Consider the following 24,218-nt stretch of genomic DNA (forward strand, 5'->3'; position numbering starts at 1 on the left):
CATGCCTACTCGCACTCATCAATCAGCAGCCGGCCGGGTCAATACGCGCATCGACAACACGGTGCGCACCTGGATGTCGCACATTCACGTCGACCGCGGAATCGGTCGGATGCTTGTGCTGCTCGTCATCGCCTTCGCCCTGTTCGCTGTGCTGAACCCGCGGGTCTTCATGAATCCGCTGAACCTGCAGAACATCATGGTGTCGGCGCCAGAGGTCGGGATTCTCGCGATTGCGATGACTCTGGCGATGCTCACGGGCGGGATTGACCTGTCTCTCGTCTCGATTGCGAACCTCACGGCCATCACGATCAGCACGATGTACACAGGTCTCGTCGCCAGCGACCCGGCGCTCGCCGAATCGCTGGGCGGGGTGATCGTACTCGTCGGCGTCGCCGTCGGAGTGCTCGCCGGGCTCATCAATGCGTTTCTGATCAGCACTGTCGGTATCACTCCGATTCTGGCCACGCTCGCGACGATGCAGATCTTCAACGGCATCGCCATCGTGTGGACGGGAGGCAAGACTCTCTACGGTGCGCCTCAGGCGCTGTCCGCCGTCGGCAAGTCAACCGTCGCGGGCGTCCCCGTGCTGTTTCTGCTGTTTCTCGTCGTCGCCATCATGATCGGGCTGCTCGTGAACCGCACTCCATTCGGGCGCAAGACGCAGCTGCAGGGTGCGAACCCGACGGCAGCGCGCTTCTCCGGCATCCAGAGTGCATCGGTGCTGTACGGCACCTACCTCACCACCGGTCTGCTGGGCGGTCTCGCTGGAGTGCTGTTCATCACGCGCAACCCGACGGCCAGCGCCGACTACGGAACCTCGTATGTGCTGCTCGTCATCGTGATCGCCGTGCTGGGCGGAACGAACCCCATGGGCGGGTTCGCGACGGTCACGGGCGTCGTGCTCGCCACTCTCGTGCTGCAGGTCGTGCAGTCGGGGTTCAATGCGATTCGCCTCTCGTCATACGAGTACTCGATCGCGCAGGGCGTCATTCTGATCGGGGTGATGGTGTTCGACCAACTGCGGTTCCGACGACGATCGCGCTACGTCGCCTCGACGCAGACACGCAACATCGCGTCGATGTCGAACGTCGGCGAGGATGCCGAAGAGGCCCCTGACACAGCGGGTGCAGATGCGGTGGAGACGAAGTGACGCAGCTTTTTCTGGGAATCGACATCGGCACCTACGAGACGAAGGGAGTTCTCGTCGACTCGGCGGGAGCGGTGTTCGCGACAGCACGCTCGCGCCACGGCATCTCGACATCGCTCCCCGGGCATGTCGAGCAGGATGCCATGGATGTCTGGTGGAGCGACTTCACGCGCGTCTCTCGTGAGCTCGTCGGGCAGCTGGCGCCGGACGACGAGATTCTGGCCGTGTCGTGCAGCGCGATCGGGCCGTGCGTCCTGCCCGTCGACGCACAGCTGAATCCGCTGCGGCCCGCCATCCTCTATGGCGTCGACACGAGGGCGGACGCGCAGATCGCTGACTTCGAGCGTCGCATCGGGCGCGACGAGATCGTGCGACGGTCGGGCAACACGCTCACGAGCCAGTCAGCCGGGCCCAAGATCGCGTGGATCATCGAGAACGAGCCCGAGGTGGCCGAGGCGACTCGGTGGTACATGACGAGTCAGAGCTTTCTGGTGGCCAGGCTCACGGGCGAGGTGGTGATCGACCACGCGACGGCCGGCTACTACCACCCGTTCTACGACCTGGCACGAGGATCCTGGGATCTCACCGGCTTCACCGATCTGCTGCGCGTCGAGCAGCTGCCGGCACTGCGCTGGTCTAGCGAGGTCGCCGGGCGTGTCAGAGCTGAAGGCGCTTTCGAAACCGGCATCCCCGCAGGCACGCCCGTGCTGACGGGAACGACGGATGCCGTCGCCGAGGCGATTGGGGCGTCAGTTCTCGACGACGGCGATCTCATGCTCATGTATGGATCGAGCGGATACATGATTCGCGTAGTATCCGAGCCGATCGCGGACCCTGTGTTGTGGTCGGCGCCATTCGCCTTCCCCAACAGATACGTGCTCGCCGCAGGAACTTCGACTGCCGGAACAGCGACGCGCTGGATCGCCGACGTGCTGGGGCTCGACGAGGGGAAAGGAGACGCCGCGCTCTTCGCCGAGCTGATGCGTCTCGTGCACGACGCTCCGGTGGGGGCCGGCGGCGTCGTGCACATTCCGCACTTCAGCGGTGAACGCACGCCGTTTCACGATGCGGGCGCCCGGGGCGTGTTCGCCGGGATCTCACTGACGACGAGCCGGGCCGACATGGCGCGCGCCGTGGTCGAGGGCGTGGCCCACTCGGTCGTCGCGGCTGTGCGCTCTTACGCCGAGATCGGCATGGAGCCGAAGCGGGTCATGTCGATCGGCGGCGGCACGAAGAACGATGTGCTCATGCAGACTGTGAGCGATCTGCTCGGGTTCGAGCAGAACCTCGCCGCGACGATCGGGGCTGCCTACGGCGACGCGATTCTCGCCGCCCTCGCGCTCGACACCACCTCGCAGGCTGACATCCGCGACAACTGGGTATCGATCGACGCGACAGTCGCGCCACGGGCTGGCGATGACCCAGCCGTCGCCACGTTGAGCCGTGCACACGATGAATTTCTCGCAACCTACCGTGCGCTGCGTGGCCGATTTGCCGAAGAGGAGACGACTGAATGAGCAGGTGGCCCGAGTTGGCTTCGCATCTCGCCAATGTGAACGACGTGACCGAGGGGAGCCGCGTCAGCATCTTCATCACATCACCCGCCGTCACCGATGCCGCCGACGCGTTCGTTCGCGAGGTCTATCGCCGTGGCGGCCTTCCGCAGGTGCAGCTGACAGACGAGACCTACGACAGGCATGCTCTCGACTTCGCGTCAGATGACGTGCTGGGCGCTCCGGGGCCGATGGAGCTCGCGTCGATGAACTGGGCCGATGTGCACGTGTCGTTCCGCGGCATGGTAGTGCCGCCCGACACTATCGACGAGCGCCGGCTCAGCCTGCAGCGCGCGGGCAAGGGAGCCGTGTCGACGGCGCGCTGGCAGAACACCAGGTGGACGCTCGTGCGAGTTCCGAGCCCCGAGTGGGCCGAGCTTATTGGCGTGGACTTCTCTGACCTGATGACGGAGTTCTTCGCGTCGACGCTGGCCAATTGGCCGGCGCACAGGCGCTCGCTCGACGAACTGTGCGCGCGGCTCGACACGACATCGGTTGTGCGCATTCAGGATGCCGATACCGACCTCGTTCTCAACTGCGTCGGGAGAACCTGGGTGCCTTTCGCTGGCGATGCCAACCTCCCAGATGGCGAGATCGCGACGGCACCTCGTGAAGACGGCGTCGACGGTGGCATCGTGTTCCCGGGTACGTTCTGGTTTGGCGGTGCTCGCATCACCGATCTCGAGCTTGAATTCGAGCACGGTGTGGTCACCGCCTCGAGCGCCCGCGAGGGAAGCGAATTCGTCTCGCGCATCCTCGACGCACCGGGCGCCCGCACGGTCGGCGAACTCGGCATCGGAACGAACCCGGCGATGACGACGCTGACCGGAGACCTGCTGCTCGACGAGAAGATCCTCGGTACGGTGCACATCGCGCTCGGGCGGTCGTATCCGCAATGCGGCGGCCTCAACGAGTCGACGATTCACTGGGACATCGTCAAAAATCTGCGCGGCGGGGGCAGCCTCTTCGCCGATGACCTGCCGCTCATCGAGAACGGCGAGGTCCAGCCTGTGCTTCAGCGCGACTACGACGGAGGGTGAGCATGCGAAAGATCATCAACACGGCAGACGAGTTCGTCGACGAGGTTCTCGACGGGATTCTTCTCGCGCATGGCTCGCAGTTGCGTGCCGCGACCAGAGACGGACGCGCGCTCATCCGGGCCGATGCTCCCGCAGAAGGACGCGTAGGCATCGTGACGGGCGGCGGTTCGGGTCACCTACCGTTCTTCCTCGGCTACGTCGGAACGGGTCTGTGCTCGGCCGTCGCGGTTGGCAACGTCTTTTCGTCTCCATCTGCTGCCCAGATCCACGCAGCATCCGTCGCCGTGTCATCGGGCGCGGGACTTCTCTACCTGTACGGTAATTACGGGGGAGACGTTTACAACTTCGACATGGCCGCCGACCTCTGCCGATCAACGGGAATCGATGTTCGCACGGTGCTGGGAACCGACGACATCGAGTCGGCTCCCGCGGAAAGCGAAGACACGCGCCGAGGAGTTGCCGGTCTCGTACTCGTCTACAAGGCGGCAGGCGCCGCAGCTGAGCGGCTGTACTCGCTGGATGACGTCGAGCGCATCGCACGTCGCGCCGTGGCGGTAACGCGCACGATGGGCGTCGGCATCTCGCCCACCGTTCTGCCCACCGCTGGCGAAGAGACGTTCTCGCTCGACGATGGCGAGATGGAGATCGGCGTCGGAATCCACGGTGAGAGGGGAACGCATCGCGGGCCACTCGAAACGGCAGACCAGATCACAGACCGATTCCTGACCCGCATCGAGACCGAACTCGACCTGACCGAGGGCGCACGCGTGGCCGTTCTCGTCAACGGGCTCGGCGCGACTCCGCTCGAGGAACTGTACGTCGTGTACCGCCGGGTTCACCGGGTTCTGGCCGATCGAGGCGTTACCGTCGCGTACAAACTAGTCGGCGAGTACGTGACGAGCCTCGAGATGGCCGGAGCGTCCTTGTCGATCATGCGACTCGACGACGAGCTCGAAGAGCTGCTCAAGGAGCCGGCGGCGTCGCCCTTCTTCAAGCAGGGAGCGGTCGCTGAGCTCGACGTTCCTGCCGACAGCGACGGCGTGGATGTCGAGACTGCGAACGTTGTAGAGGCCGGTAGAACAGGGCGGCGCAGCGCACTGCGAGACGTGCTTCTCGACGCCCTGCCGCGCATGGCCGCGCACACAGACGAACTGCGCGATCTCGACGCCGCCCTTGGCGACGGCGACTTGGGGATCACCGTGGCCGCGGGAAGCGACGCAGTCGTCAATGCGCTCTCCGAGCTGCCCGACGACGCTGATGCGCGCAGCATCCTGACCTCGGCTGGGCTGGCATTCTCGGCGGCGAACCCGTCGACGTTCGCCGCGCTCATTGGTAGCGGTCTGATGGGGGCAGCGGAGACATTTGAGCCGGGTGACGATCTGACGACGGATCGTGTCGCGCCGTTGCTTCGCGCCGTTGTGGAACGAATCGCCGAGCGCGGAGGTGCGGACGTCGGTGATAAGACGCTTCTCGATGTGCTCGACGCCGTTGCTCGCGAGGCAGAGAGCGGAGCGTCGCGCGAGCAGATCGGCGCTGCGGCTCGATCGACGGTCGAATCGACGACGCGACTGCAATCGAAGCGCGGCCGCGCTGCGTGGCAGCAGGAACGGTCGATCGGTCAGCCCGACCCGGGCAGCGTCGCAGTTCTCCGTTTCGTCGACGAGATTGTCGGGACCCGAGGTTGAACTCGGCGGCGCCACCGACGAGCTCGAGCCCGCTCACCGAGATGAGCGTCTTATCGAGACGGGTGTCTCTGTAGCGGTCGAACGCTCAATGGTCGTCTGACCACAGTGGTCTGAAGATCCCCCTCTCAGCGAGTCGAAGGAAGAAGTCGCTGAGGTAACCGCCGTACAAGACGTTTGTGTCCAGCAATGCGGAGAGGGACATGTCAGTGGTTGAACTCGTTTAGTCGAATGAGGCCGAGGTGCTCGACCGCACGAGCTGCTGCGTTCCGAGCACGATCGCGAGAGCAAGGCGTTCCGCGTCGGCCGTGCCCGGCTCCGCCGAGTAGACCATGACCCGGAGGTCGTCTTCGGCGACGACGAGCGTGTCACAGTCGAGCGCGATCGGCCCGACCGCCGGATGCTCGATGACCTTATTTCTGCCTGTTCGCGGAGCAGGTGCGTCCGAGTTCCAGAGCTCGACGAAACGGGGGCTCGTCGCGCCGAGTTCGTTGATAAGCCGGCGAAGGCGCCGGTCGGCGGGATAGCGGGCTTCGGCGAGCCGCAGATCGGCGACCAGCTGCATTTCAAGCTCGGCCTTCTCTGAAGCTGTCTGAGCCGAACGATTGCCTGACCCGACCAGATTGCGCCAGACAGCGTTGCGCTCGATGCCGCGCAACGATGACGTCTCTCCCATAAGCGCGTCGTAGGGGGCGTTCGCGACGACGAGCGTCCACGTCGCGTCGTACACCGCGACCGGCGTGCTCGCCAGGCGGTCGAGCAGGCGCTGCACACTCGGCGCGATGCGCATGGAGACGAGGTCGCTGCCCGGCGCCGTCTGCCCAGAGAGCCGGAAAAGGAGTTCCCGCTCGCGATCGCTGAGTCGGAGCCCGCGAGCAAGGGCTTCGACCACCTGCGTGGACGGCGACGTCGCCCGCCCCTGCTCAAGACGCGTCAGGTAATCGACAGAGATGCCGACGAGACCAGCGAGTTCTTCGCGACGGAGCCCCGGCGCACGGCGCCGCTCGCCGGTCGGAAGTCCGACAGCATCCGGCGTCACGCGTTCGCGCCAACGTCGCACCGCGCTGGCGAAGTCCCAGTTCTCCACGTATCCAGTGTGCCTCTGAGAGCGAAGGATGTCGTAGCCCTGCCAGTCCTACGACAAGCGGAGGACTGGCTCCGCGTTTGCGGGGCGGCGAGGCTTGACCCATGACTACGACACTGATCACCGGGGCGAACAAAGGCCTCGGCAAAGAAACTGCCCGTCGGCTGATCGCGGCCGGGCACACCGTCTATCTCGGAGCGCGAGACGCCGATCGGGGACTCGCTGCCGCGCGTGAACTCGGTGGCCGCTTCGTGCAGATCGACGTCACGGATGATGCTTCGGTTCGCGCCGCTGCCGCGCACATCGAGGTCGAGGGTGGGCTCGATGTTCTCGTCAACAATGCCGGAATGGAGCCGCGGCTGCCCGACAACAGTTTTCCGCCACCTGCAGGCACGACCGCTGACGACGTGCGCGCAACGTTCGACATCAATGTGTTCGGCAACGTGCGAGTGACCCACGCGTTCCTGCCGCTGCTGCAGCGTTCGGCCGAGGCCGTCATCGTCAATGTCTCCAGCGGGTTGGCGTCGCTCGCGGGTCTCAGCGACGTCGCGAGCCACACCCACTTCTACCCGGGCATCAGCTATCCCGCATCGAAGGCCGCCGTCAACGCGCTCACCATTCAGTACGCGAAGGCGTTCCCCGGCATGCGCATCAACGCGATCGAGCCCGGCTTCACGAAGACGGATCTCAACGGACGCACCGGAACGCAGACCGTCGAAGAAGGCGCTGAGATCATTGTGCGCATGGCGCAGCTGGATGCCGACGGCCCGACGGGATCGTTCGTCTCGGTGAACGGACCGCTGCCCTGGTGAAGGCTCGTTGCGCACGTTTGCGTGCAGCGACGGAGAGGGGGTCAGTGGCCCGGAATCGGGCCAAACGCGAGGATGCCGGTACCCGCCCCCGCGAGCTCGCCACGCGCCGGAAGCAGAGCGTCACCCGCACGCCGCGCGGTGGCTTCGTCGCCCACCACGTCGGCCGCTCGCGCGACGAGCGTCCACAGCGCCTCGAGCAGATGGTCGCGCGGCGGGTCGGGGAGTGCGTAGAGCGCTGCCCTGGCAGCATCCAGTTCGCCGTGTTCTGCCCGCAGGAGGGGCTCGACCCATGGAGCGTAAGGACCGAGGTCGAGGGTGCCGGGCTCGGGGAGCGGCCGGCCGTGCTGAACGCGTACGCTCAGCAGAGCGAGCGACAGCATCCCACGCTGCATTCCCGGCATGCCCGAGCGGTCAAGCAACGGGGATGCAGCGCGGTAAGCCTCGGCGACATCGGATGCTGCGGCTCCCGTGAGTGCACGACGCAGAGCGCGATACCACGTGGTGAACACGGTGATCAGCGGGGAATCGTAGCGGCCGGCGAGTTCGTCAGCGGCGCGGGCCTGCGCGTCAGCGCCCGCGACATCACCCCGTGCACAGCATGACTGCAGCCGGATGAGGCGACCGAGCAGCTCATACGCTGGCAGGTCATGGCGTGCGGCCAGATCGATGAGCTCAGCGCCGATCTCCTCGCGCTCGGCGGCAAGACCGGCGCGGTAGAACGTCTGCATGAAGAGGCCGTTCAAGGCGAACGCCAGCAGCGCCGGGTTGTCGAGCCGCCGCGCAATGCGCACGGCCTCGAGCGCGGCCGTGCGCGGCTCGTCACGTGAGCTGCCGCGCGACTCGATTGCGACGATCGCGAGCAGGCGGACTCGCGTTGCGTCGTTCTCGGCGACGGGCAGCGCATCGAGCGTGCGCTGCGCTGCCGCGACGACCTGGGCGGCCAGCTCGGGGGAGTCGGAGCGCGACCAGATGGCGGGAACGTCGTATGCTCCGATCACGCGGGCCGTGAGGTGCGGGTCGCCGAGGTCTTCAGCCGCGTGGATCGCGGAAACGCGCTGCTGCTGCGCCGCTTCGAGGCCCTCGCCTCCCGCGATTGCGAGGCTGCGCAGCAGGTCGACGGTGGAGCGCAGCCGCGCACGCTCACCCAGAACGGCGCCGTGCGCGTGACTCTGCGCCGCTTGAGCCCACAGTCTGCTCGCAGCATCCGCTGGGTGAGAGGTCGAACCGAGCGATGGAGCGTGCGTGAGGATGTCGGATTCCATGCGCACGAGCTCGTCGCTCGGGTCGAGACCCAGCTCGTCGGCCAAACGCGTGCGCGCGCGGCGCACGACGTCGAGCGCGTCTTTCTGCCTGCCCGCGCGGTAGAGCGCGAGGGCAAGCAGTCGCCACGCCGACTCGCGCCACGGGTGCTCGGTCACGTGCGCGTCGAGGTCGGGAATCGCGTCAGCCGGACGCTCGAGGCGAAGGAGCGCATCGGCGCGAGTCTCGACGGCGTTCAGGCGCAGCTCGGTCAGCCGGGCGCGCTCGGCCTGTGCCCACTGCTCGGCGTGAAAATCGGCGTAGGCAGGGCCGCGCCACTCGGCCAGTGCGCGCTGCAGCAGATCGAGGGCACCGCTCGCGTCGAGACGGCGCGCCTCGGCGACGGCGCGCTCGAAGCGCGTCGCGTCGACAGCATCCGGAGCCATTGTGAGCGAGTACCCGGTACCGCTTGTCACGAGAATTCGGGATGCTGCGCGCGGCGGCCTGTCGGGTTCGAGCGCTCGCCGCAGATCGCCGACGAACGTGCGGATCGCCCCCGTGGCACGCGGTGGTGCGATCTCCCACAGGTCGTCGATGAGTGTCCCGATCGGCACGACGCGGCCGTGTGCCACAAGAAGCCGGGCGAGCACGGCGCGATGCTTGGGGCCGCGAAGAGCGATCGGCGTGCCCGCAGCATCCTGGGCCTCGAGCGAGCCGAGAACCGAGAAGGTCACCATGCTCCGCACCTCCAAGCCTCGAAGCGAGTCTAGGGCGACGGCGCAGGCTTGGCGGTGGATGCTGATTCGTTGCTGATCGGTGTGCGCCATCGTATGACGTCGATACTGACGCGTCGACACTGACGAAAGGACACCCCATGACCCTGACCATTCCGAACTTCGACTACCACCGCATCCCCGTCGACGATGGCGTCGAGCTGAACGCCGCCGTGGGCGGAAGCGGCAGCCCGATCATGCTGCTGCACGGTTTTCCGCAGACGCACCTGATGTGGCGGCACGTTGCCGCGGCACTCGCTGCTGACCACACCGTGATCGTTCCCGACCTGCGCGGATACGGTTCGAGCGACAAGCCCGACGATGATGGTGAGACGTATTCAAAGCGCACGATGGGGGCGGATGCTGTGAAGCTCGCCGCCGCGCTCGGGCACGAGCGATTCGCCCTGGTCGGTCACGACCGCGGCGCGCTCGTGGCGTTTCGCGCGGCGATGGACCACCCGGATGCTGTCACGCACGCGGCATTTCTCGACGTGCTGCCAACGCTCGACTCGTGGACCGCGCTGCACGGCGCATCCGGCGCGGTGGGCTTTCACCTCTACCTCATGGCGCAGCCGTCCGGGTTGCCCGAGACGATGATCGCGAACAGCGCCGACGCGTTCTTCGGCTACTTTCTTGACCTGTGGACGAAGAATCCCGAAGCGATCCCGGAGAAGTACCGGCGGGCGTACCTCGAGGCGAGCGCTGCTGCCGTGCCGTCGATTGTCGCTGACTATCGCGCGACGGCGGGCATCGACATCACGCTCGACCAGGCGGATGCTGACCTGGGCGCTCAGCTGCGCATGCCGGTGAGCGTCGTGCAGCAGGATTGGGGCGCGGCACTTGGCTATGACGCCACTGCGCTGTGGAAGCGGTGGGCGCCGAACCTCGCGCACTACACGACCGATGCCGGACACTTCATGGCGGAGGAGTCTCCGACCGAAATCGAGGCGGTGATCCGCGAACTGCTCGCGCGGTAACGCAGTCGTGGTCAGGTCGTGGATGCCTCGCGTGGAGGCAGCGCCGTCACGGCCGGATGGTCTTCGACCGGACCATGCGCTGCCGCTCCACCGGGAGAGCCGACCTTGTCGAAGAGCTCATACGCGATGCCGACGAACTTCTCGTCTTCGGGCTCCACATCGTCGACATACGTGATGGCCTCGACCGGACACACGGGCTCGCACGCGCCGCAATCCACGCACTCGTCGGGCTGAATGTACAGCGTGCGATCACCCTGGTAAATGCAGTCCACCGGGCACGCGTCGATGCAGCCCAGATCCTTCACGTCGACACACGCCGACCCGATCACGTAAACCACTGGTCACTCCTTTATATAGGGGCTTGTCTGCGAGGCGCCTACTGCACGGCGCCACTTGCGACGAGTTTGTCAATGCGCGCCGCGTCATAGCCGAGGCCCTGCAGCAGCTCACGGCTGTGCTCGCCGAGCCGCGGCGGGGCGTGCCGGATCTCGGGCGGAACCTCCGACATCGCAATCGGCGACGCGATCGTGCGCACGGCCTGCCCCGTGCCGTTGTCGAACTCGATGATCATGTTGTTGTGCGCGGTCTGCGGGTCGGCGAGCGCCTCGGCGAGGCTGCGCACCGGCCCGCACAGCACATCGTGCTTCTCGAGCGCCGCGAGCCACCGCTCGGCCGTGCCGTCTTTGAGGCGGTCGGCGATGATCTGCCGGATCTCGCGCCGGTTCTCTTTCAGGCGGTCGAGCGTCGAAAAGCGTTCCTCGAGCGACAGGTCCGGCAGCTCGAGCGCGGCACAGATGTCGCGCAGTGGATTGGGCTTGAATGCCCCGACGATCACGATCTCAGAATCGGCAGTCGGGAAGCACCCGCTCAGCGGCATGAGCGCCCAATTGAGCTCCTGGTCGTACATGAGACGCGTCGTCGCCTCTTGCATCTGCATCGCGAGCATCGAGTTGTACAAGCTCACCTCGACCTTCTGACCCTCACCCGTCTTCTCGCGGTGCAGCAGGGCGAGAAGAATCCCCTGCACGAGGTGCTGGCCGGCCGTGTAGTCCGCGAGGGGCGTCGCATAAATCGAGACCGGATGCTCTGGGTCAGCGAGCCGCTTCATGACACCCGAGTACGCCTGCCCCAGAATGTCCTGGCCGCCCTTGTGCGCGTACGGCCCGGAGGCGCCGAACCCGGAGCCCGCTGCCCAGATGATTGCCGGGTTGATCGCGGCGACGGCGTCGTAATCGAGGCCGAGCCGTTCCATGACACCGGGGCGGAAGTTGCTCACGACGACGTCCGCGGTGCGCAGCATGTCGCGAATGACCGCGCGACCAGCATCCGTGCTCAAATCGACAGCGATGCCGCGCTTGTTGCGGTTGAGACTCAAGAAGACCGGGTTGTCCTGCCCCGTGTGCGCGAGGACGCCGCGCCGCGAGAGATCGCCGGATTCGGGGCGCTCGACCTTGATGACATCGGCGCCGAAATCGCCGAGCGCCTGCGTGCACGACGGGCCGAGCATTACCTGGGTGAAGTCGATGACGGTCACGCCGTCGAGTGGCCTGGACATGCTGCCCTCCTGAACTGTCGGTGGGTGGTATTGAGGGCCGATGCGCGCCTCCCGGCGGACATCGACCCCCAAGCGGTGGTGTCTCTCACTTACATCTTGGACTCCGCCGACCACGTCACGACCAGGCGTTCGCCGATCGTGACGATCGAGAAGAACACGACAGCGACGAGCGACGCCATGATCATGGTCGCGTACAGCAGCGGGGTGTCGAAGTTGTAGGTGGCCTGGATGATCATGTACCCGAGCCCGCGCTGCGAGCCGATCCACTCCGCGACGATCGCGCCGATGACCGACGTGGTGGCCGTGATGCGCAGTGACGAGAACAGGAACGGCATCGACGCGAACACCCGAAGCTTCCAGAACGTCTCGCTGCGCGACGCCGAGAGCAGGCGGAACAGCTCGAGGTGCTCCTTCTCGACCGCTTTGAGGCCCTTGACCATGTTGACGAGCGTCGGAAAAAACGAGATGAGCGCGGCGATGACGACCTTCGGCGCGTACCCGGTGCCGAGCATCAGCACGAGCACGGGAGCGATCGCGACGATCGGCACCGTCTGAATGAAGACGGCGACCGGCATGAGCGCGTCTTCTGCGGCCTTCCAGTGTACGAACAGTACCGCCAGCAGAATCGCAATCGAGTTGCCGACAAGAAAGCCCGCGCCCGCCTCGATGACCGTCGGGACCGAGTGCTCGAGCAGTGTCGAGATGTTGTCGCCGAACGACTGCCCGACTTCGAGGGGCGAGGGCACGATGTAGTACGGCACCTTGAAGACAACGCACACGATCTGCCACAGCACCACGAGCACAAGCACGGCCAGTAGTGGAGTGCCCACGCGTCGAAGCGCTGAGCGCTTGGGCTTCGGCTTGCCGCCGCGACGCGTTGCGCTCAGCACGAGGTTCTCTGTCTGTGTTCCGACCATCGTGATCACACCCCTTCCAGCAGGTTGCGCAACTGCGTCACGTAGCCGGCGAACTCGGGCAGCGCACGCACCTCGCGGGTACGGGCGTCGGGCAGGTCAATGTCGACAACATCCCGGATGCGGCCGGGCTGCGCAGACATCACCACGACCTTCTGCGACAGAAAGACTGACTCGGCGATGCTGTGCGTGACGAAGATGATCGTCGTCTTCGTCACCTGCCAGATGCGCAGCAGCTCTTCGTTCAGACGGTCGCGCGTGATCTCGTCGAGCGCCCCGAACGGTTCATCCATGAGCAGCACCTTCGGCTGGGTGATGAGCGCTCGCGCGATCGAGACGCGCTGGCGCTGACCGCCCGAGAGCTGTGACGGCAGCGCGCCCTCGCGACCCTCGAGGCCGACGAGAGCGAGCAGTTCGCGACCGCGCTCTTTGTCTGCATCGGTGACTTTGCCGTTGCCGACCTCGAGCGGAAGCGTGACGTTTTTGAGCGCGTCGCGCCACGGCAGCAGCGCCGCATCCTGAAACACGAAGCCGAGGTGCCTGCTCGTGCGCGCCGACTCCGGAGTCTCGCCAAGCACACTCACCGAGCCGGCGGTCGGCTCCAGCAGATCGGCGATGATGCGCAGAAGCGTCGACTTTCCGCACCCGGACGGACCGAGAAGCGACGTGAAGCTCTGCGCCGTGAGATCGGTCGTCACTCCCTCGAGCGCCGTGACGCGGCCGTCTGTCGTGTCGAACGTGATGCCGACATCGTCAATGCTGATGGGCTGCATTCTGGTTTCCTCTTTCACGGTCATGCGCGTCGCCTCAGCCCAGCTTCGGCCGCGCATCGGCCGTGGCGTCGAGGATCTCCCACGTCGCGAGCTCGTCGACGGTGGGCGGAGCCGAATCGAACTGCCCGAGCTCGTCCCACAGGGCGATCTGGTTCTCCCAGATCGAGGTGTCCATGGTTCCCCAGCCCTTCTCGGCCGTCGACTTCGTGAAGACGTACTGCATCATCGCCTCGCCGTCGTCTTGAATGTCCTTGAGCTTCGACTCGGGAGACATCTCGACGATCGCCTTGGCCGCGTCTTCGACGTTGTCGTACGCGAACTCCCAGCCGCGCGCCGTCGCCGACGTGAACTCCTTGATGACGTCTCCCTGCTTCTCGAGCGCATCGTCGGTGGAGTAGTAAATGTAGCCGTAGAGCGGAACGCCGAAGTCGGCAAGGCGCATCGACACGAAGTCATCGCCAAGGGGGCGGCGCTGCGAGATGGAGTTGAGCCAGGTTCCCCACGCGTCGATCTTGCCGGTCATGAGCGGGGCGACAGATTCGCCTGTCGCGACGAATTCGACGTCGTCGGGGTTGACCTTGTTCGCCGCGAGAAGCGCCTTGACGAGAATGTCGGATGTTGCAGGGCCGCCGACCGTCTTGCCGACGAGATCCTGCGGCGTCTCGATCGGACTCTCGGTCTTCGAGAGCCACGCATAGGGGTGATCCTGCACGCAGACGGCGAACGCCTTAACCGGGATTCCCTGCGATCGGGCGAGCATGTGCGAAGGGCTCGACGAGATCTGGCCGATCTGCGATTCGCCCGCAGCGACGAGCGCGATGCCGTCGATGCTCGGCCCGCCGGGGTTGATCGAGAAGTTGATGCCCGCCTCGTCGTACCAACCCTTCGAGAGCGCAATCGCCTCGCCAAACTGACCCGAGTTGATGAGCCAGCCCAGCTGCATTCCGAGCGCGGTGCCGTCACCTCCGCCCTTTCCCGCGCCTCCCGGACCGCGACCGGGTTCGCTGCACGCCGTGAGCAGTGTCGAGCCGAGCGCGAACGCTCCGAGCGACAACCCTGCTCCGGCCAGGAGGTTTCTGCGTGAGAACTGCTGATGTGTAGACATGTGTGCTCTCCTCGTTGAGATGCTGCTGTGTAAGGTCACGGCCACCTGCGTGGACATGACGATCTGAGGTATCCGCGGGCACCGGGCATGACCAGGCGCCCCGCTGTCTCAGGGACTGAAATTGGGATGCTGCACAAGCGCTGCCGTGAAAGGCAGAGCAGGTGATCTTCGTGTGCGCGCGGTGTCACTCTCGCGCTGGGATCTCCAGCTGCCGGTTCAGCCACGAGCTCTGTGAGCCGAACCGTGAAAGTGACTTTAGTATATTGAACATTTTTAGCGAGTCAACAGTTCCGGGAAAGGATTGCGCCGAATCGACGAATCAACGGTCGCGACGCGCGTGCCGTCGGTAGCCTGGGTGAGCGTGGTTGTGCATGGCGGGCGCCTGCTTTCGCAGCATCCTGTCGCCCGGATGTTTTCGCAAAGGAGCGAAAACATTTGACCCAGTAAAAAACTTCAATATACTAAAATCATTCGCACCGATCAGGGAGTTGCATTCATGGCCTTCTCAACTAGCGAGACGTCGCAAGGGCCGGCCGTTGATGCGATTCTGTCTAGCGTGGGGAGCCAGGTGCGCTCGCTGCGCAAAGAGAAGGGGCTGACGCTGCAGGAACTGTCTGAGGTCACACACCTCAGCCCGGCAATTGTCAGCCAGATCGAGCGAGGACTCGCCAACCCGTCATTCACAACAATGGCGCAGCTGGCACATGGTCTGGACATCCCCGTGGGGAAGCTCTTCCCCAGCCATGAAGAGAAGCGATCCCCCGTGGTGCGCAAGGCAGAACGGAGAGATCTCAAGGGAGTGGCTCCCGAGGCCGTCGGCGAAGCAGCATATGAGCTGCTGACCCCCGACCTCAATGGAACCCTCGAAGCGCTCTGGGTCGTGACCCCTCCGGGACACGACACCAGTGACATTCCGTTCACACACGGAGGCGAAGAGTTCGGGCTCATCATCTCGGGCAAGAAAGATGTGTACCTCGATGGCCAGAGGCACCAGCTTGACGCCGGAGACTCGATCACCTTCGACTCCACGATTCCGCACTGGTTCAGAAACGACTACGACGAAACGTGCGTAGCGATCTGGGTTGTCACGCCACCGACCTGGTAAGTCGGCGGCTGGGCGACTCCCACCGCATCCTATTCATCACCTCCGCACGCCTCCCGCCTGGGATGTGCGTTGATGGAGCCTGCCCTCAAGCGCAATGACGATGCTTGATTAAGGAGCACCATGATTGACACCGGCGTCAACAGCAAAGACCGCAAGCGTGAGCGGCTCACTCCAGAAGTGAGGCGCGGCATTCTGGGCCTCGGGCTCGGAAACACGCTCGAGTGGTACGACTGGATGATCTTCGGACTGCTGTCGTCATACATCGGCCCGCACTTCTTTCCGAGCGTCGATCCCGTCGTCGCAACGCTCGACGCGCTCGCGATCTTCGCGGTCGGATTCCTCTTCCGGCCCCTCGGCGGTGTCGTGCTCGGCACGTTCGCCGACCGCATCGGCCGGCGCAAGATCATGATGCTGTCGATCACGATGATGGCACTCAGCACGCTCGTGATCGCCGTCGCCCCGACGTTCGAGACGATCGGAATCTGGGCGCCGATTCTGCTGCTCGTCTGCCGCGTGGTGCAGGGTATCTCGACGGGCGTCGAGGCCCCGCTGTCAACGGCGCACGCCGTCGAGCTGGTACCTGAGGGCCGTGAGGGCTTCGTGGCCGGCATCATCTCGTTCTTCGTGAACGTCGGCATTCTGCTCGCGCCCCTCGTGAGCTTCATCGTCACCACCAGCATCGGCGCCGCGGCGATGGACGAGTGGGGCTGGCGCATTCCGTTCATCGTCGGCGCTGTCTTCGGCTTCGTCATTCTCTACCTGCGCCGCACGCTTCCCGAGACCATGAAGCAAGACGAGCTCGAGCAGGCCACGACCGGTTCCGTGTGGATGGGCGTGCGCAAGAGCTGGCTCAGCGTTTTGGCGATCGTCTTCGTCGTCGGCGCCGTTCAGGCGTACAACTACGCGTGGAACGTCGGCCTGCCCAACGCCGCTCGTTCGACCATGAAGGAAGACCCGTCGGCCGTGTTCGCGCTGACGACGATTCTCGGGCTGATCCTCGTGGTCGGAAGCCTCACTGTCGGGCGTCTCGTCGACGGTCGGGCCATCTCGAAGTGGTTCATCGTCGCGCGCATTCTCGTCATTCCCTCGGTGTTTCTCATGCTGCTCTACGTGGAGCCCGGCATCGGCGGGTTCGCTGCGGTGCTGCTCGGCGGGTCTGTCGTGCTCGTCGTCAACATGACCCTCTACAACGTCGTGTCGGCATCGCTCATGCAGAAGAGCTACCGAGGCGCGGGCACGTCCCTCGGATACGGCCTCGGCGTCGCCATCTTCGGTGGAACCGCCTCGTTCCTGCTGGTCTGGTTCCAGTCCATCGGCCTGGATTGGGCCTTCCCCGTCTACGTCGCCGTGCTCTCTGCACTGAGCGTCGTCTTCTACCTGATTGCACGCCGTGTCAACGGCATCCACGTTGGAAAGTGAGAAATTCAATGACAACCCTCGATCTTCGCGTCACCAGTGATGACCTGAGAGCGCCGATTGCCTCTCGCTCGAACGTGCTCGTCGTCGGCGGCGGGCCTGCCGGAGTCGCGGCTGCCGTCACGGCCGCGCGCTCCGGAGCATCCGTCACCCTTCTCGAGCGCTACCCGTCACTCGGCGGACTCGCCTCCGGCGGTATGGTGCTCGTGCTCGACGACATGATCAACGGCCAGGAGATCACCGTCACGGGCGTGGTCTCGGAGTACATCGAGCGCCTCAAGAAGCTCGACCTCGCGATTGTGCCGCCGGCCGAAGACCGCAAGGCCTCGCAGGAGCTGTGGAACAAGTGGGGCCGCTTCGGCACCTTCGACTTTCACACGCACGTCAACCCGAAGCCCATCTGCTATGCGGCGGCCTTCGATCCCGACGGGTGGAAGCGCGTGTCGAACGATCTCGTGCGCGAGTCGGGCGTCAACCTGCTGCTGCACTCGTGGTTCTCGCGGCCGATCGTCGACGACGGCGTCATGAAGGGCGTCATCGCCGAGACCAAGGCCGGCCCTCAGGCGCACATGGCCGACGTCGTGATCGACACGACCGGCGACATCGACGTCGCCTCGCGGGCCGGAGCCGATTTCATTCACGGCAGCTACATCACGACGCTCGTGTTCCGCCTCGCCGGCGTCGACACCAAGCGCGCCGAAGAGTTCGAGCAGGCCGACCCCAAGGGCGCCCGCGCGATCAACCGCAAGGTCAAGCGCATTCTCGGCGGAGCGTGGGAGCTGTGGTGGCTCAAGACGCCGCTGCCGGGAGTCGTGTGGTGCAACGCGCCGCACATGTCCGGGTACGACGGCGCCGATCCGGCATCCCTCACCGAGGCCGAGTTCGCGGCCCGTGAGCGCATCGCCGAGGCCGTGGAGTACGTCAAGGAGTACCTGCCCGGCTTCGAAAACTGCTTCGTCATCGACACGGCTCCGCAGATGGGCGTGCGTCAGACGCGCCTGCTGCAGGGCGAGTACGTCATGACGAAAGACGACGTCACGCAGCGCCGTCACTTCCGCGACACCGTCGCCCGGGGCCGCGACTACTACTACCCCTACCGTTCGCTGCTGCCGAAGAACGTCGACCAGCTGCTCGTCGCCGGCCGGCACTACTCGGCCACCTCAGACGCGCAGAAGGCCTCGCGCGAGATCCCGCCGTGCATGGCCATGGGGCAGGCCGTCGCGTCGGCGGCTACCCTCGCGATCGAGCAGAAGACGCTCGTGCGCGACGTCGCGATCGAAGAGATTCAGCAGCGCATGCGTCAGCACAACGCCGACCCGGGCGACATTCCGTCAGAGAATGCGACCATCAACGAAGAGGAAACGGTGGCGGTATGACCATGCATGACACGACACAGGCTCAGGATGCTGCCACGCCAGCGTCCCGCGCCCTGCCGCTCGATGGCGTCACGGTCGTCGACTTCACGCAGGTGTTCATGGGGCCGAGCTGCACCCAGCTGCTCGGCGACTTCGGGGCCGACGTGATCAAGATCGAGCGACCGGGCCGCGGTGACACCTCGCGCAACTCGCTTCCCGACAAGGACGGGCAGGACAACCCGATCTTCCTGTCGATCAACCGCAACAAGCGCGGCATGTCGATCGACACGAAGTCTGACGAGGGGCGTGCGGCGCTGCGCGACATCATCGCCCGCGCCGACGTCGTCGTCAGCAACTTCCGTGCCGGCGTCATGGAGCGCATGGGTTTCGGATACGAGGAGCTCAAGCAGCTCAACCCACGGCTCATCTGGGCGTCGGGGACCGGCTTCGGCACAACGGGACCGTACTCCTCCCTTGGCGGGCAAGACGTCATCAACCAGGCCTACTCGGGCGTCATGTGGCGGCGCAGCTCAGACGACGACCCGCTCACGGTCTACCCCACGACGCTGTGCGACTACACGACGGGCATGCACCTCTTCCAGGGAATCCTGCTCGCTCTGCGCTCGCGCGACGAGACGGGCGAGGGGCAGAAGGTCGAGGTCACCATGTACGACTCGATGCTGCACATGCAGATGCAAGAGGCCGCGATGCAGCTCAATCGCGGGTTCGAGGTGAACTGGGGGCGCATGCCGCTCACGGGCGTGTTCCCCACCACGGACTCCGCGGTTTGCATGGTGGGCGGGTTCGCGGCCGATCCGCTGCTGCATATCTCGCGGGCGCTCGAGCTCGACGACGACCTCACTCAGCGACCGGAGTTCGCGACGCACGACAAGCAAGTCGAAAACCGGGCAGCGCTGCAGACGATCTTCGCCGACCGCTTCGCGACGAACACCACGGCGTATTGGACGCAGCGGCTGGAAGACGAGGGGATTCTCAACGCGCCGGTTCGCACGCTCGCCGAGACTCTCGCCGATGAGCAGACCGCCGCGAACGAGATGGTCATCGAGGCGCAGCATCCGACGGCCGGCTCCTTTCGCATGCTGAACGCGCCGATCCATCTCTCGGACACGCCCGCAACCGTGCGCCGCGTCGCCCCGCGACTCGGCGAGCACAACGACGAGATCCTCGCCGAGAACGGCTTCAGCGACGACGAGATCCGTCGCTTGCACGATCTCGGCGTTCTGAAATGACAGGGGTGTTGACATGACAGACCAGCAGACAGACGCGCAGCCCGACGAGGTGCGCTTCGACATCGACGACCGCGGCGTCGCTTCAGTCGTGATCGACCGGCCGCGCGTGCTCAACGCCGTCGACCGGGCGACGCACGACAGGCTCAACGAGATCTGGGCGGCGATCGAGGCAGACGACCGCGTGCGTCTCGTCGTCGTCACCGGCGGCGGCGAGAAGGCATTCTGCGTCGGGGCCGACATGTCGGCGGATGCTGTCGACAAGACGGGCCTCGAGTACTGGGCAGAGCTTGATCCGAACGGCTTCGGCGGGCTCAGCCTGCGCACGACGCTTGACGTTCCCGTGATCGCCAAGGTTAACGGGTATGCGCTCGGTGGCGGCATGGAGATTGTGCTGGGTGCCGACGTCGTCGTCGCCGCCGACCGGGCACAGTTCGGGCTGACCGAACCGCGTGTCGGCCGGCTCGCGTTGGACGGCGGCATCCACCAGCTTGTGCGCCGGATTCCGTACACGCAGGCGATGGGTCTTCTCGTGACGGGGCGCAAGGCGCCGGCCGACGAGCTGCAGCGCATGGGCCTCGTCAACGAGGTCGTGCCCGCCGCCGACCTCGACGCCGCCGTTGAGCGGTGGGTTGAGCAGGTTCTCGCGTGCGCGCCCACGTCGGTGCGCGCCGTTAAGCAGATGGTCACGCGCACCGCGCACCTCAGCGCGCACGAAGCACGTGCCATGCGTCTGCCCGCGCTCATGGACGCCCTCGACAGCGAGGACTCCGCCGAGGGCGTCGCCGCGTTTCAGCAGAAGCGCTCGCCCGTCTGGCCGGGGAAGTGATCGCATGACGACACGTGTTGAACCCTTGGCTCGCGGTGTCTGGGGAGTGGTCGCCACTCCCTTCACGGATGCTGGTGAGATCGACGAGGCGAGCCTCGGCCGTCTCGTGCAGTTCTACGAATCCGTCGGTGCTGCCGGTCTCACCGTGCTCGGCGTCTTCGGTGAGGCTGCCGCACTCACGGCCGCCGAGCGCATGCAGGTGCTCGGTGTCGTCGCGGCGAACAGCCGACTGCCGATCGTTGCCGGCGTGACGTCGCTGTCGACCGCCCCGGCCATCGCCGAGATCGAGAACGCCCAGGCCGCGTCGGGAGATCGCCTGCGAGCCGTCATGGTGCAGGCGAACTCGGGCAGCGCCGATCGCGTCATCGAACACCTGCGCCGCATCAACGACGCCACGGGCGCTGCGATCGTGCTGCAGGATTACCCCAAATCGAGCGGCGTGACGATCTCGACAGACAACCTCGTCGCCGTGGTCGAGGCAAGCCCCTTCGTCTCGGCCGTGAAGGCCGAAGCCCCACCGACAGCCGCAGCGATCGCCCGCATCACCGCGCGCGTTGACGTGTCGGTGTTCGGCGGGCTCGGCGGGCAGGGCTTGCTCGACGAACTCGCCGCGGGATCCGCCGGTGCGATGACCGGGTTCTCGTACCCCGAGGCGCTCGTCGGCTGCGTCAGCGCGTGGCTTGCCGGAGACGAGGATGCTGCACGGGCAGAGCTGCTGCCGTACCTGCCGCTCATCAACTTCGAGCAGCAGCCGGGCATTGCGCTCGCGCTTCGCAAAGAGCTGTTCCGCCGGAGGGGGCTGTTTGCCACGGGGATCGTGCGCGCTCCCGCAGCATCCTTCCCTGCCGAGCTCGACGCCATCGCGACCGATCATCTCGCTCAGCTCGACGGATCGGAGGTGCGCTGATGGATCTGCAGCTTCAGGGAAAGACCGCGTTCGTCGCGGCATCCACGGGCGGACTCGGCCGCGCGATCGCTGAGGCACTCGGTGCCGAGGGCGCGAACGTCGTGGTCACCGGTCGCCGCGGCGACGTGGCCGAGCAGATCGCCGCGGGGCTGCCCTCAGCCGTCGGCATCGAACTCGACGTGACCGACGCGGCCTCGCGGGCCGCTGCGGTCGAGAAGGCGACGCACATCTTCGGCCCCATCGACATTCTCGTCATCAACGGGCCTGGACCTCGACCGGGAACGGCGGCGGATTCGACGGCGGCAGACGTCGCCGATTCATTCGAGCGGCTCGTCGCGCCGGGGCAGGACCTCGTCTCGCGCGTGCTTCCGGGCATGCGTGAACGAGGCAGCGGCCGCATCGTCGCGGTGGGCTCGAGCGGCATCGTCTCGCCGATTCCCAACCTCTCGTCGTCGAACATGGGGCGGGCGGCGCTCGCGGGCTACCTCAAGACGCTCGCCGCAGAGGTCGCCGCCGACGGAGTGACCGTCAACCTCGTGCTGCCCGGACGCATCGCCACTGACCGCGTCGCCCAGCTCGACGCGGCTCAAGCCGAGCGGCAGGGAATCGACCCCGCCGAGGCACGGGCGCGCTCTGAACAGACCATTCCTGCGGGCCGCTACGGTGACCCGAGCGAGTTCGGCGCCGCTGCCGCGTTTCTCTGCAGCGCCCAGGCCGCCTACATCACCGGCGTCGCCCTGCGCGTCGACGGCGGCCTCGTGCGCACCCTCTGACTTCAACCGACCGTTCGCGAAAGGACGATTCTCATGACTTCACCCGCTATCGCCCAGCACCTCATCGGCGGCGAGCTCTTCGGCGACGCCGCCAAAGAGCGCCGCAACCCGGCACGTCCCGGTGACGTCGCCGTGCTCGCTCCCGTCGGGGGAACGACAGAGACGGATGCTGCCATCGCAGCGGCCGTCGATGCTCAGCGCGCCTGGGCGACGACGCCCGCGCCCGCCCGCGGCGCCGTTCTGCTGAAGGCTGCGCAGCTGCTCACCGAACGCAAGACGCAGATCGCCGAAGACCTCGTGCGCGAAGAGGGAAAGACCCGCGCTGAGGCCGAGGGTGAAGTGGGGCGCGCGATCGGCGTTTTCCAGTTCTTCGGCTCGCTCGGCTGGTCGGCGAGCGGCTCGGTCTACCCGAGCGGCATGCCGAGCACCACCGTGACCACGCGGCGCGAACCCCTCGGCGTTGTCGGGCTCATCACCCCCTGGAACTTCCCCATCGCGATTCCCGCGTGGAAGACCGCGCCAGCGCTCATCAGCGGCAATGCGGTCGTGCTGAAGCCCGCCGAGATCACGCCGATGTCGGCAACGCACCTCGGCATGGCGCTGCGCGACGCCGGACTGCCCGCCGGCATCTTCAATGTCGTGCATGGCCGCGGGAGCGTCGTCGGCGACGCGCTCGCTCGTGACCCCCGCGTGGCGGCGCTCTCGTTCACCGGATCAACCGCCGTCGGCCTCAGCCTGCAGCAGACCCTGCACGCCCGCCGCGCCCGCGCGCAGCTCGAGATGGGCGGAAAGAACGGTGTTCTCGTGCTCGACGATGCCGATGCTGCCAAGGCGGCGCAGGTCGTCGCGGCCGGCGCGTTCAGCCTCACGGGCCAGGCGTGCACGGCGACGTCGCGCGTGTATGTCACGCCCGGGGTTCGCCAGGCGTTCCTCGACGAGCTCACGACACTCGCCGGCACGTATGTTCCGGGCGATGGGCTCGATGCCGGCACAAAGATGGGCCCGGTGGTCAGTGACGCGCAGCTTGAGCGCGATGTCTCTGCGGTTCAGGATGCTGTCGACGGCGGGGCTCGCCTGGCCTACGGTGACGCGAGTGCCGACGGTCTGCGCTTCGCCCCCGTTGTCGCCACCGACGTCGCGCACTCGGACCCGATCGCGACAGACGAGATCTTCGGACCGGTCGTCGCCGTTCTCGACGTCGACGACTACGAATCCGGTCTCGCGGCGATCAACGACTCGCCGTACGGCCTCACGGCGGGCATCTGCACAGACAGCCTTACGCATTCGACGGACTTCGCCGCGCGCGTGCAGGCCGGTGTCGTCAAGATCAACCGGCCGACGTCGGGGCTCGACCTGCACGTTCCGTTCGGCGGCGTGAAGGACTCGTCGTCCAACACGTTCCGCGAGCAGGGGCACACGGCCACGGAGTTCTACACGTGGGAGAAGACCGTCTACACAGGACTCGAGTAGGCAGGGCGGCGAATATGCAGACGCTGACGAGTGCCGATGACGAGCTGCGCGAGGCAGCATCCGCTGTGCTTGTGCGTGCACACGATTCGCGGCAGCATCGTGTCGCGGCGGCCGTGCGCGGCACGTCTGGTGCAATTTACACGGGGCTCAGCCTGTCGACGGCCCGCGTGAACGTGTGCGCGGAGCCGACGGCGATCGCGAATGCGCGCATCGCGGGGGAGGACGCGGTCGACACGATCGTCGCCGTGGGGCTCGACCCAGACGACGTGCCGATTGTGATCAACCCCTGTGGCGTGTGCCGTGAACTGGTGCCGAACTTTGGCGACAGCATCCGCGTGATCGTTTCGGACGGCGGCGATGTGGGAGCGGTGTCGACGTCGGACCTGCTGCCGATTCCGTGGGTGCGGGCCCGCTCGTACGACTGAGTCTCCTCTCGGCGAGCTGAGTGATATCATTGATATC

The 24,218-nt window shown here is 66.0% G+C and carries 22 protein-coding genes; 15 read left to right on the forward strand and 7 right to left on the reverse strand.

The window, feature by feature from the left end; genetic code table 11:
- The first annotated feature begins 1 nt into the window (after position 1).
- Genes ATJ78_RS04375 through ATJ78_RS04390 form a run of 4 tightly spaced genes read left to right on the forward strand, consistent with a single transcriptional unit; the run spans position 2 to position 5,425 of the window.
- The gene (locus tag ATJ78_RS04375; RefSeq protein WP_245836202.1) at positions 2 to 1,150 is read left to right on the forward strand and encodes an ABC transporter permease; all 1,149 of its coding nucleotides are present in this window, start codon (positions 2 to 4) and stop codon (positions 1,148 to 1,150) included.
- Entirely contained in the window at positions 1,147 to 2,664 is a 1,518-nt protein-coding gene (locus ATJ78_RS04380; protein ID WP_098406481.1) for an FGGY-family carbohydrate kinase, read from the forward strand. The genes ATJ78_RS04375 and ATJ78_RS04380 overlap by 4 nt, the downstream gene beginning before the upstream one ends.
- Positions 2,661 to 3,740, forward strand: a complete 1,080-nt coding sequence (locus tag ATJ78_RS04385; protein ID WP_098406482.1) for an aminopeptidase — start codon at positions 2,661 to 2,663, stop codon at positions 3,738 to 3,740. The genes ATJ78_RS04380 and ATJ78_RS04385 overlap by 4 nt, the downstream gene beginning before the upstream one ends.
- A 2-nt stretch (positions 3,741 to 3,742) precedes the next feature.
- Positions 3,743 to 5,425: a dihydroxyacetone kinase family protein gene (locus ATJ78_RS04390; RefSeq protein WP_098406483.1), complete on the forward strand. Its 1,683-nt coding sequence runs from the start codon at positions 3,743 to 3,745 to the stop codon at positions 5,423 to 5,425.
- A 220-nt stretch (positions 5,426 to 5,645) separates the two neighbouring features.
- Here ATJ78_RS04390 and ATJ78_RS04395 read toward each other — a convergent pair whose 3' ends face one another.
- On the reverse strand, positions 5,646 to 6,509 hold the full coding sequence (locus ATJ78_RS04395) for a helix-turn-helix transcriptional regulator (RefSeq protein ID WP_098406484.1): 864 nt from the start codon (positions 6,507 to 6,509) through the stop codon (positions 5,646 to 5,648).
- A 101-nt stretch (positions 6,510 to 6,610) separates the two neighbouring features.
- Between ATJ78_RS04395 and ATJ78_RS04400 the strand changes: the two genes are divergently transcribed.
- Complete coding sequence (locus ATJ78_RS04400; protein ID WP_098406485.1) at positions 6,611 to 7,318, forward strand: SDR family NAD(P)-dependent oxidoreductase; 708 nt, start codon at positions 6,611 to 6,613, stop codon at positions 7,316 to 7,318.
- 41 nt (positions 7,319 to 7,359) lie between these two features.
- Here ATJ78_RS04400 and ATJ78_RS04405 read toward each other — a convergent pair whose 3' ends face one another.
- On the reverse strand, positions 7,360 to 9,294 hold the full coding sequence (locus tag ATJ78_RS04405) for an AfsR/SARP family transcriptional regulator (RefSeq protein ID WP_098406486.1): 1,935 nt from the start codon (positions 9,292 to 9,294) through the stop codon (positions 7,360 to 7,362).
- A 137-nt stretch (positions 9,295 to 9,431) separates the two neighbouring features.
- On the opposite strand from ATJ78_RS04405, the gene ATJ78_RS04410 reads away from it, so the two are divergent.
- Entirely contained in the window at positions 9,432 to 10,307 is an 876-nt protein-coding gene (locus tag ATJ78_RS04410; RefSeq protein ID WP_098406487.1) for an alpha/beta fold hydrolase, read from the forward strand.
- A gap of 11 nt (positions 10,308 to 10,318) precedes the next feature.
- On the opposite strand, the gene fdxA is transcribed toward ATJ78_RS04410, so the two are convergent.
- The 5 genes from fdxA to ATJ78_RS04435 all read right to left on the reverse strand — a co-directional run bounded on the left by fdxA (position 10,319) and on the right by ATJ78_RS04435 (position 14,654).
- Positions 10,319 to 10,645, reverse strand: coding sequence for a ferredoxin (gene fdxA / locus ATJ78_RS04415; RefSeq protein WP_098406488.1), 327 nt, complete (start codon positions 10,643 to 10,645; stop codon positions 10,319 to 10,321).
- 38 nt (positions 10,646 to 10,683) lie between these two features.
- A complete protein-coding gene (locus ATJ78_RS04420; RefSeq protein WP_098406489.1) occupies positions 10,684 to 11,862 on the reverse strand; it encodes a CaiB/BaiF CoA transferase family protein in 1,179 nt (392 codons plus the stop codon).
- 89 nt (positions 11,863 to 11,951) lie between these two features.
- Positions 11,952 to 12,779: an ABC transporter permease gene (locus ATJ78_RS04425; protein ID WP_141898083.1), complete on the reverse strand. Its 828-nt coding sequence runs from the start codon at positions 12,777 to 12,779 to the stop codon at positions 11,952 to 11,954.
- 5 nt (positions 12,780 to 12,784) lie between these two features.
- Positions 12,785 to 13,573 carry an ABC transporter ATP-binding protein gene (locus tag ATJ78_RS04430; RefSeq protein WP_245836203.1) on the reverse strand — a complete coding sequence of 263 codons (789 nt, stop codon included), beginning with the start codon at positions 13,571 to 13,573 and terminating at the stop codon, positions 12,785 to 12,787.
- Between the two features lie 10 nt (positions 13,574 to 13,583).
- Positions 13,584 to 14,654, reverse strand: a complete 1,071-nt coding sequence (locus tag ATJ78_RS04435; RefSeq protein ID WP_169923389.1) for an ABC transporter substrate-binding protein — start codon at positions 14,652 to 14,654, stop codon at positions 13,584 to 13,586.
- A gap of 496 nt (positions 14,655 to 15,150) precedes the next feature.
- Here ATJ78_RS04435 and ATJ78_RS04440 point away from each other — a divergent pair, with 496 nt between their 5' ends.
- From ATJ78_RS04440 to ATJ78_RS04480, 9 genes are all read left to right on the forward strand, one after another.
- Complete coding sequence (locus ATJ78_RS04440; RefSeq protein WP_098406493.1) at positions 15,151 to 15,759, forward strand: helix-turn-helix domain-containing protein; 609 nt, start codon at positions 15,151 to 15,153, stop codon at positions 15,757 to 15,759.
- Between the two features lie 120 nt (positions 15,760 to 15,879).
- Positions 15,880 to 17,178 (forward strand): MFS transporter, encoded by a 1,299-nt coding sequence (locus ATJ78_RS04445; RefSeq protein ID WP_098406494.1) that lies wholly within the window; start codon positions 15,880 to 15,882, stop codon positions 17,176 to 17,178.
- Positions 17,179 to 17,186: 8 nt separating this feature from the next.
- Positions 17,187 to 18,551: an FAD-dependent oxidoreductase gene (locus ATJ78_RS04450; protein WP_098406495.1), complete on the forward strand. Its 1,365-nt coding sequence runs from the start codon at positions 17,187 to 17,189 to the stop codon at positions 18,549 to 18,551.
- On the forward strand, positions 18,548 to 19,780 hold the full coding sequence (locus tag ATJ78_RS04455) for a CaiB/BaiF CoA transferase family protein (protein WP_098406496.1): 1,233 nt from the start codon (positions 18,548 to 18,550) through the stop codon (positions 19,778 to 19,780). Before ATJ78_RS04450 ends, ATJ78_RS04455 begins: the two co-directional genes overlap by 4 nt.
- Before the next feature lie 13 nt (positions 19,781 to 19,793).
- Positions 19,794 to 20,606 (forward strand): enoyl-CoA hydratase-related protein, encoded by an 813-nt coding sequence (locus ATJ78_RS04460; protein ID WP_098406497.1) that lies wholly within the window; start codon positions 19,794 to 19,796, stop codon positions 20,604 to 20,606.
- 4 nt (positions 20,607 to 20,610) lie between these two features.
- Entirely contained in the window at positions 20,611 to 21,513 is a 903-nt protein-coding gene (locus ATJ78_RS04465) for a dihydrodipicolinate synthase family protein (protein ID WP_098406498.1), read from the forward strand.
- Positions 21,513 to 22,286: an SDR family oxidoreductase gene (locus ATJ78_RS04470; RefSeq protein WP_098406499.1), complete on the forward strand. Its 774-nt coding sequence runs from the start codon at positions 21,513 to 21,515 to the stop codon at positions 22,284 to 22,286. The genes ATJ78_RS04465 and ATJ78_RS04470 overlap by 1 nt, the downstream gene beginning before the upstream one ends.
- A 33-nt stretch (positions 22,287 to 22,319) precedes the next feature.
- The gene (locus ATJ78_RS04475) at positions 22,320 to 23,756 is read left to right on the forward strand and encodes an aldehyde dehydrogenase family protein (protein WP_098406500.1); all 1,437 of its coding nucleotides are present in this window, start codon (positions 22,320 to 22,322) and stop codon (positions 23,754 to 23,756) included.
- Between the two features lie 14 nt (positions 23,757 to 23,770).
- On the forward strand, positions 23,771 to 24,181 hold the full coding sequence (locus ATJ78_RS04480) for a cytidine/deoxycytidylate deaminase family protein (protein WP_098406501.1): 411 nt from the start codon (positions 23,771 to 23,773) through the stop codon (positions 24,179 to 24,181).
- Positions 24,182 to 24,218 lie beyond the last annotated feature (37 nt).

It is taken from the genome of Paramicrobacterium agarici, assembly GCF_002563955.1.
GTDB lineage: Bacteria > Actinomycetota > Actinomycetes > Actinomycetales > Microbacteriaceae > Paramicrobacterium > Paramicrobacterium agarici.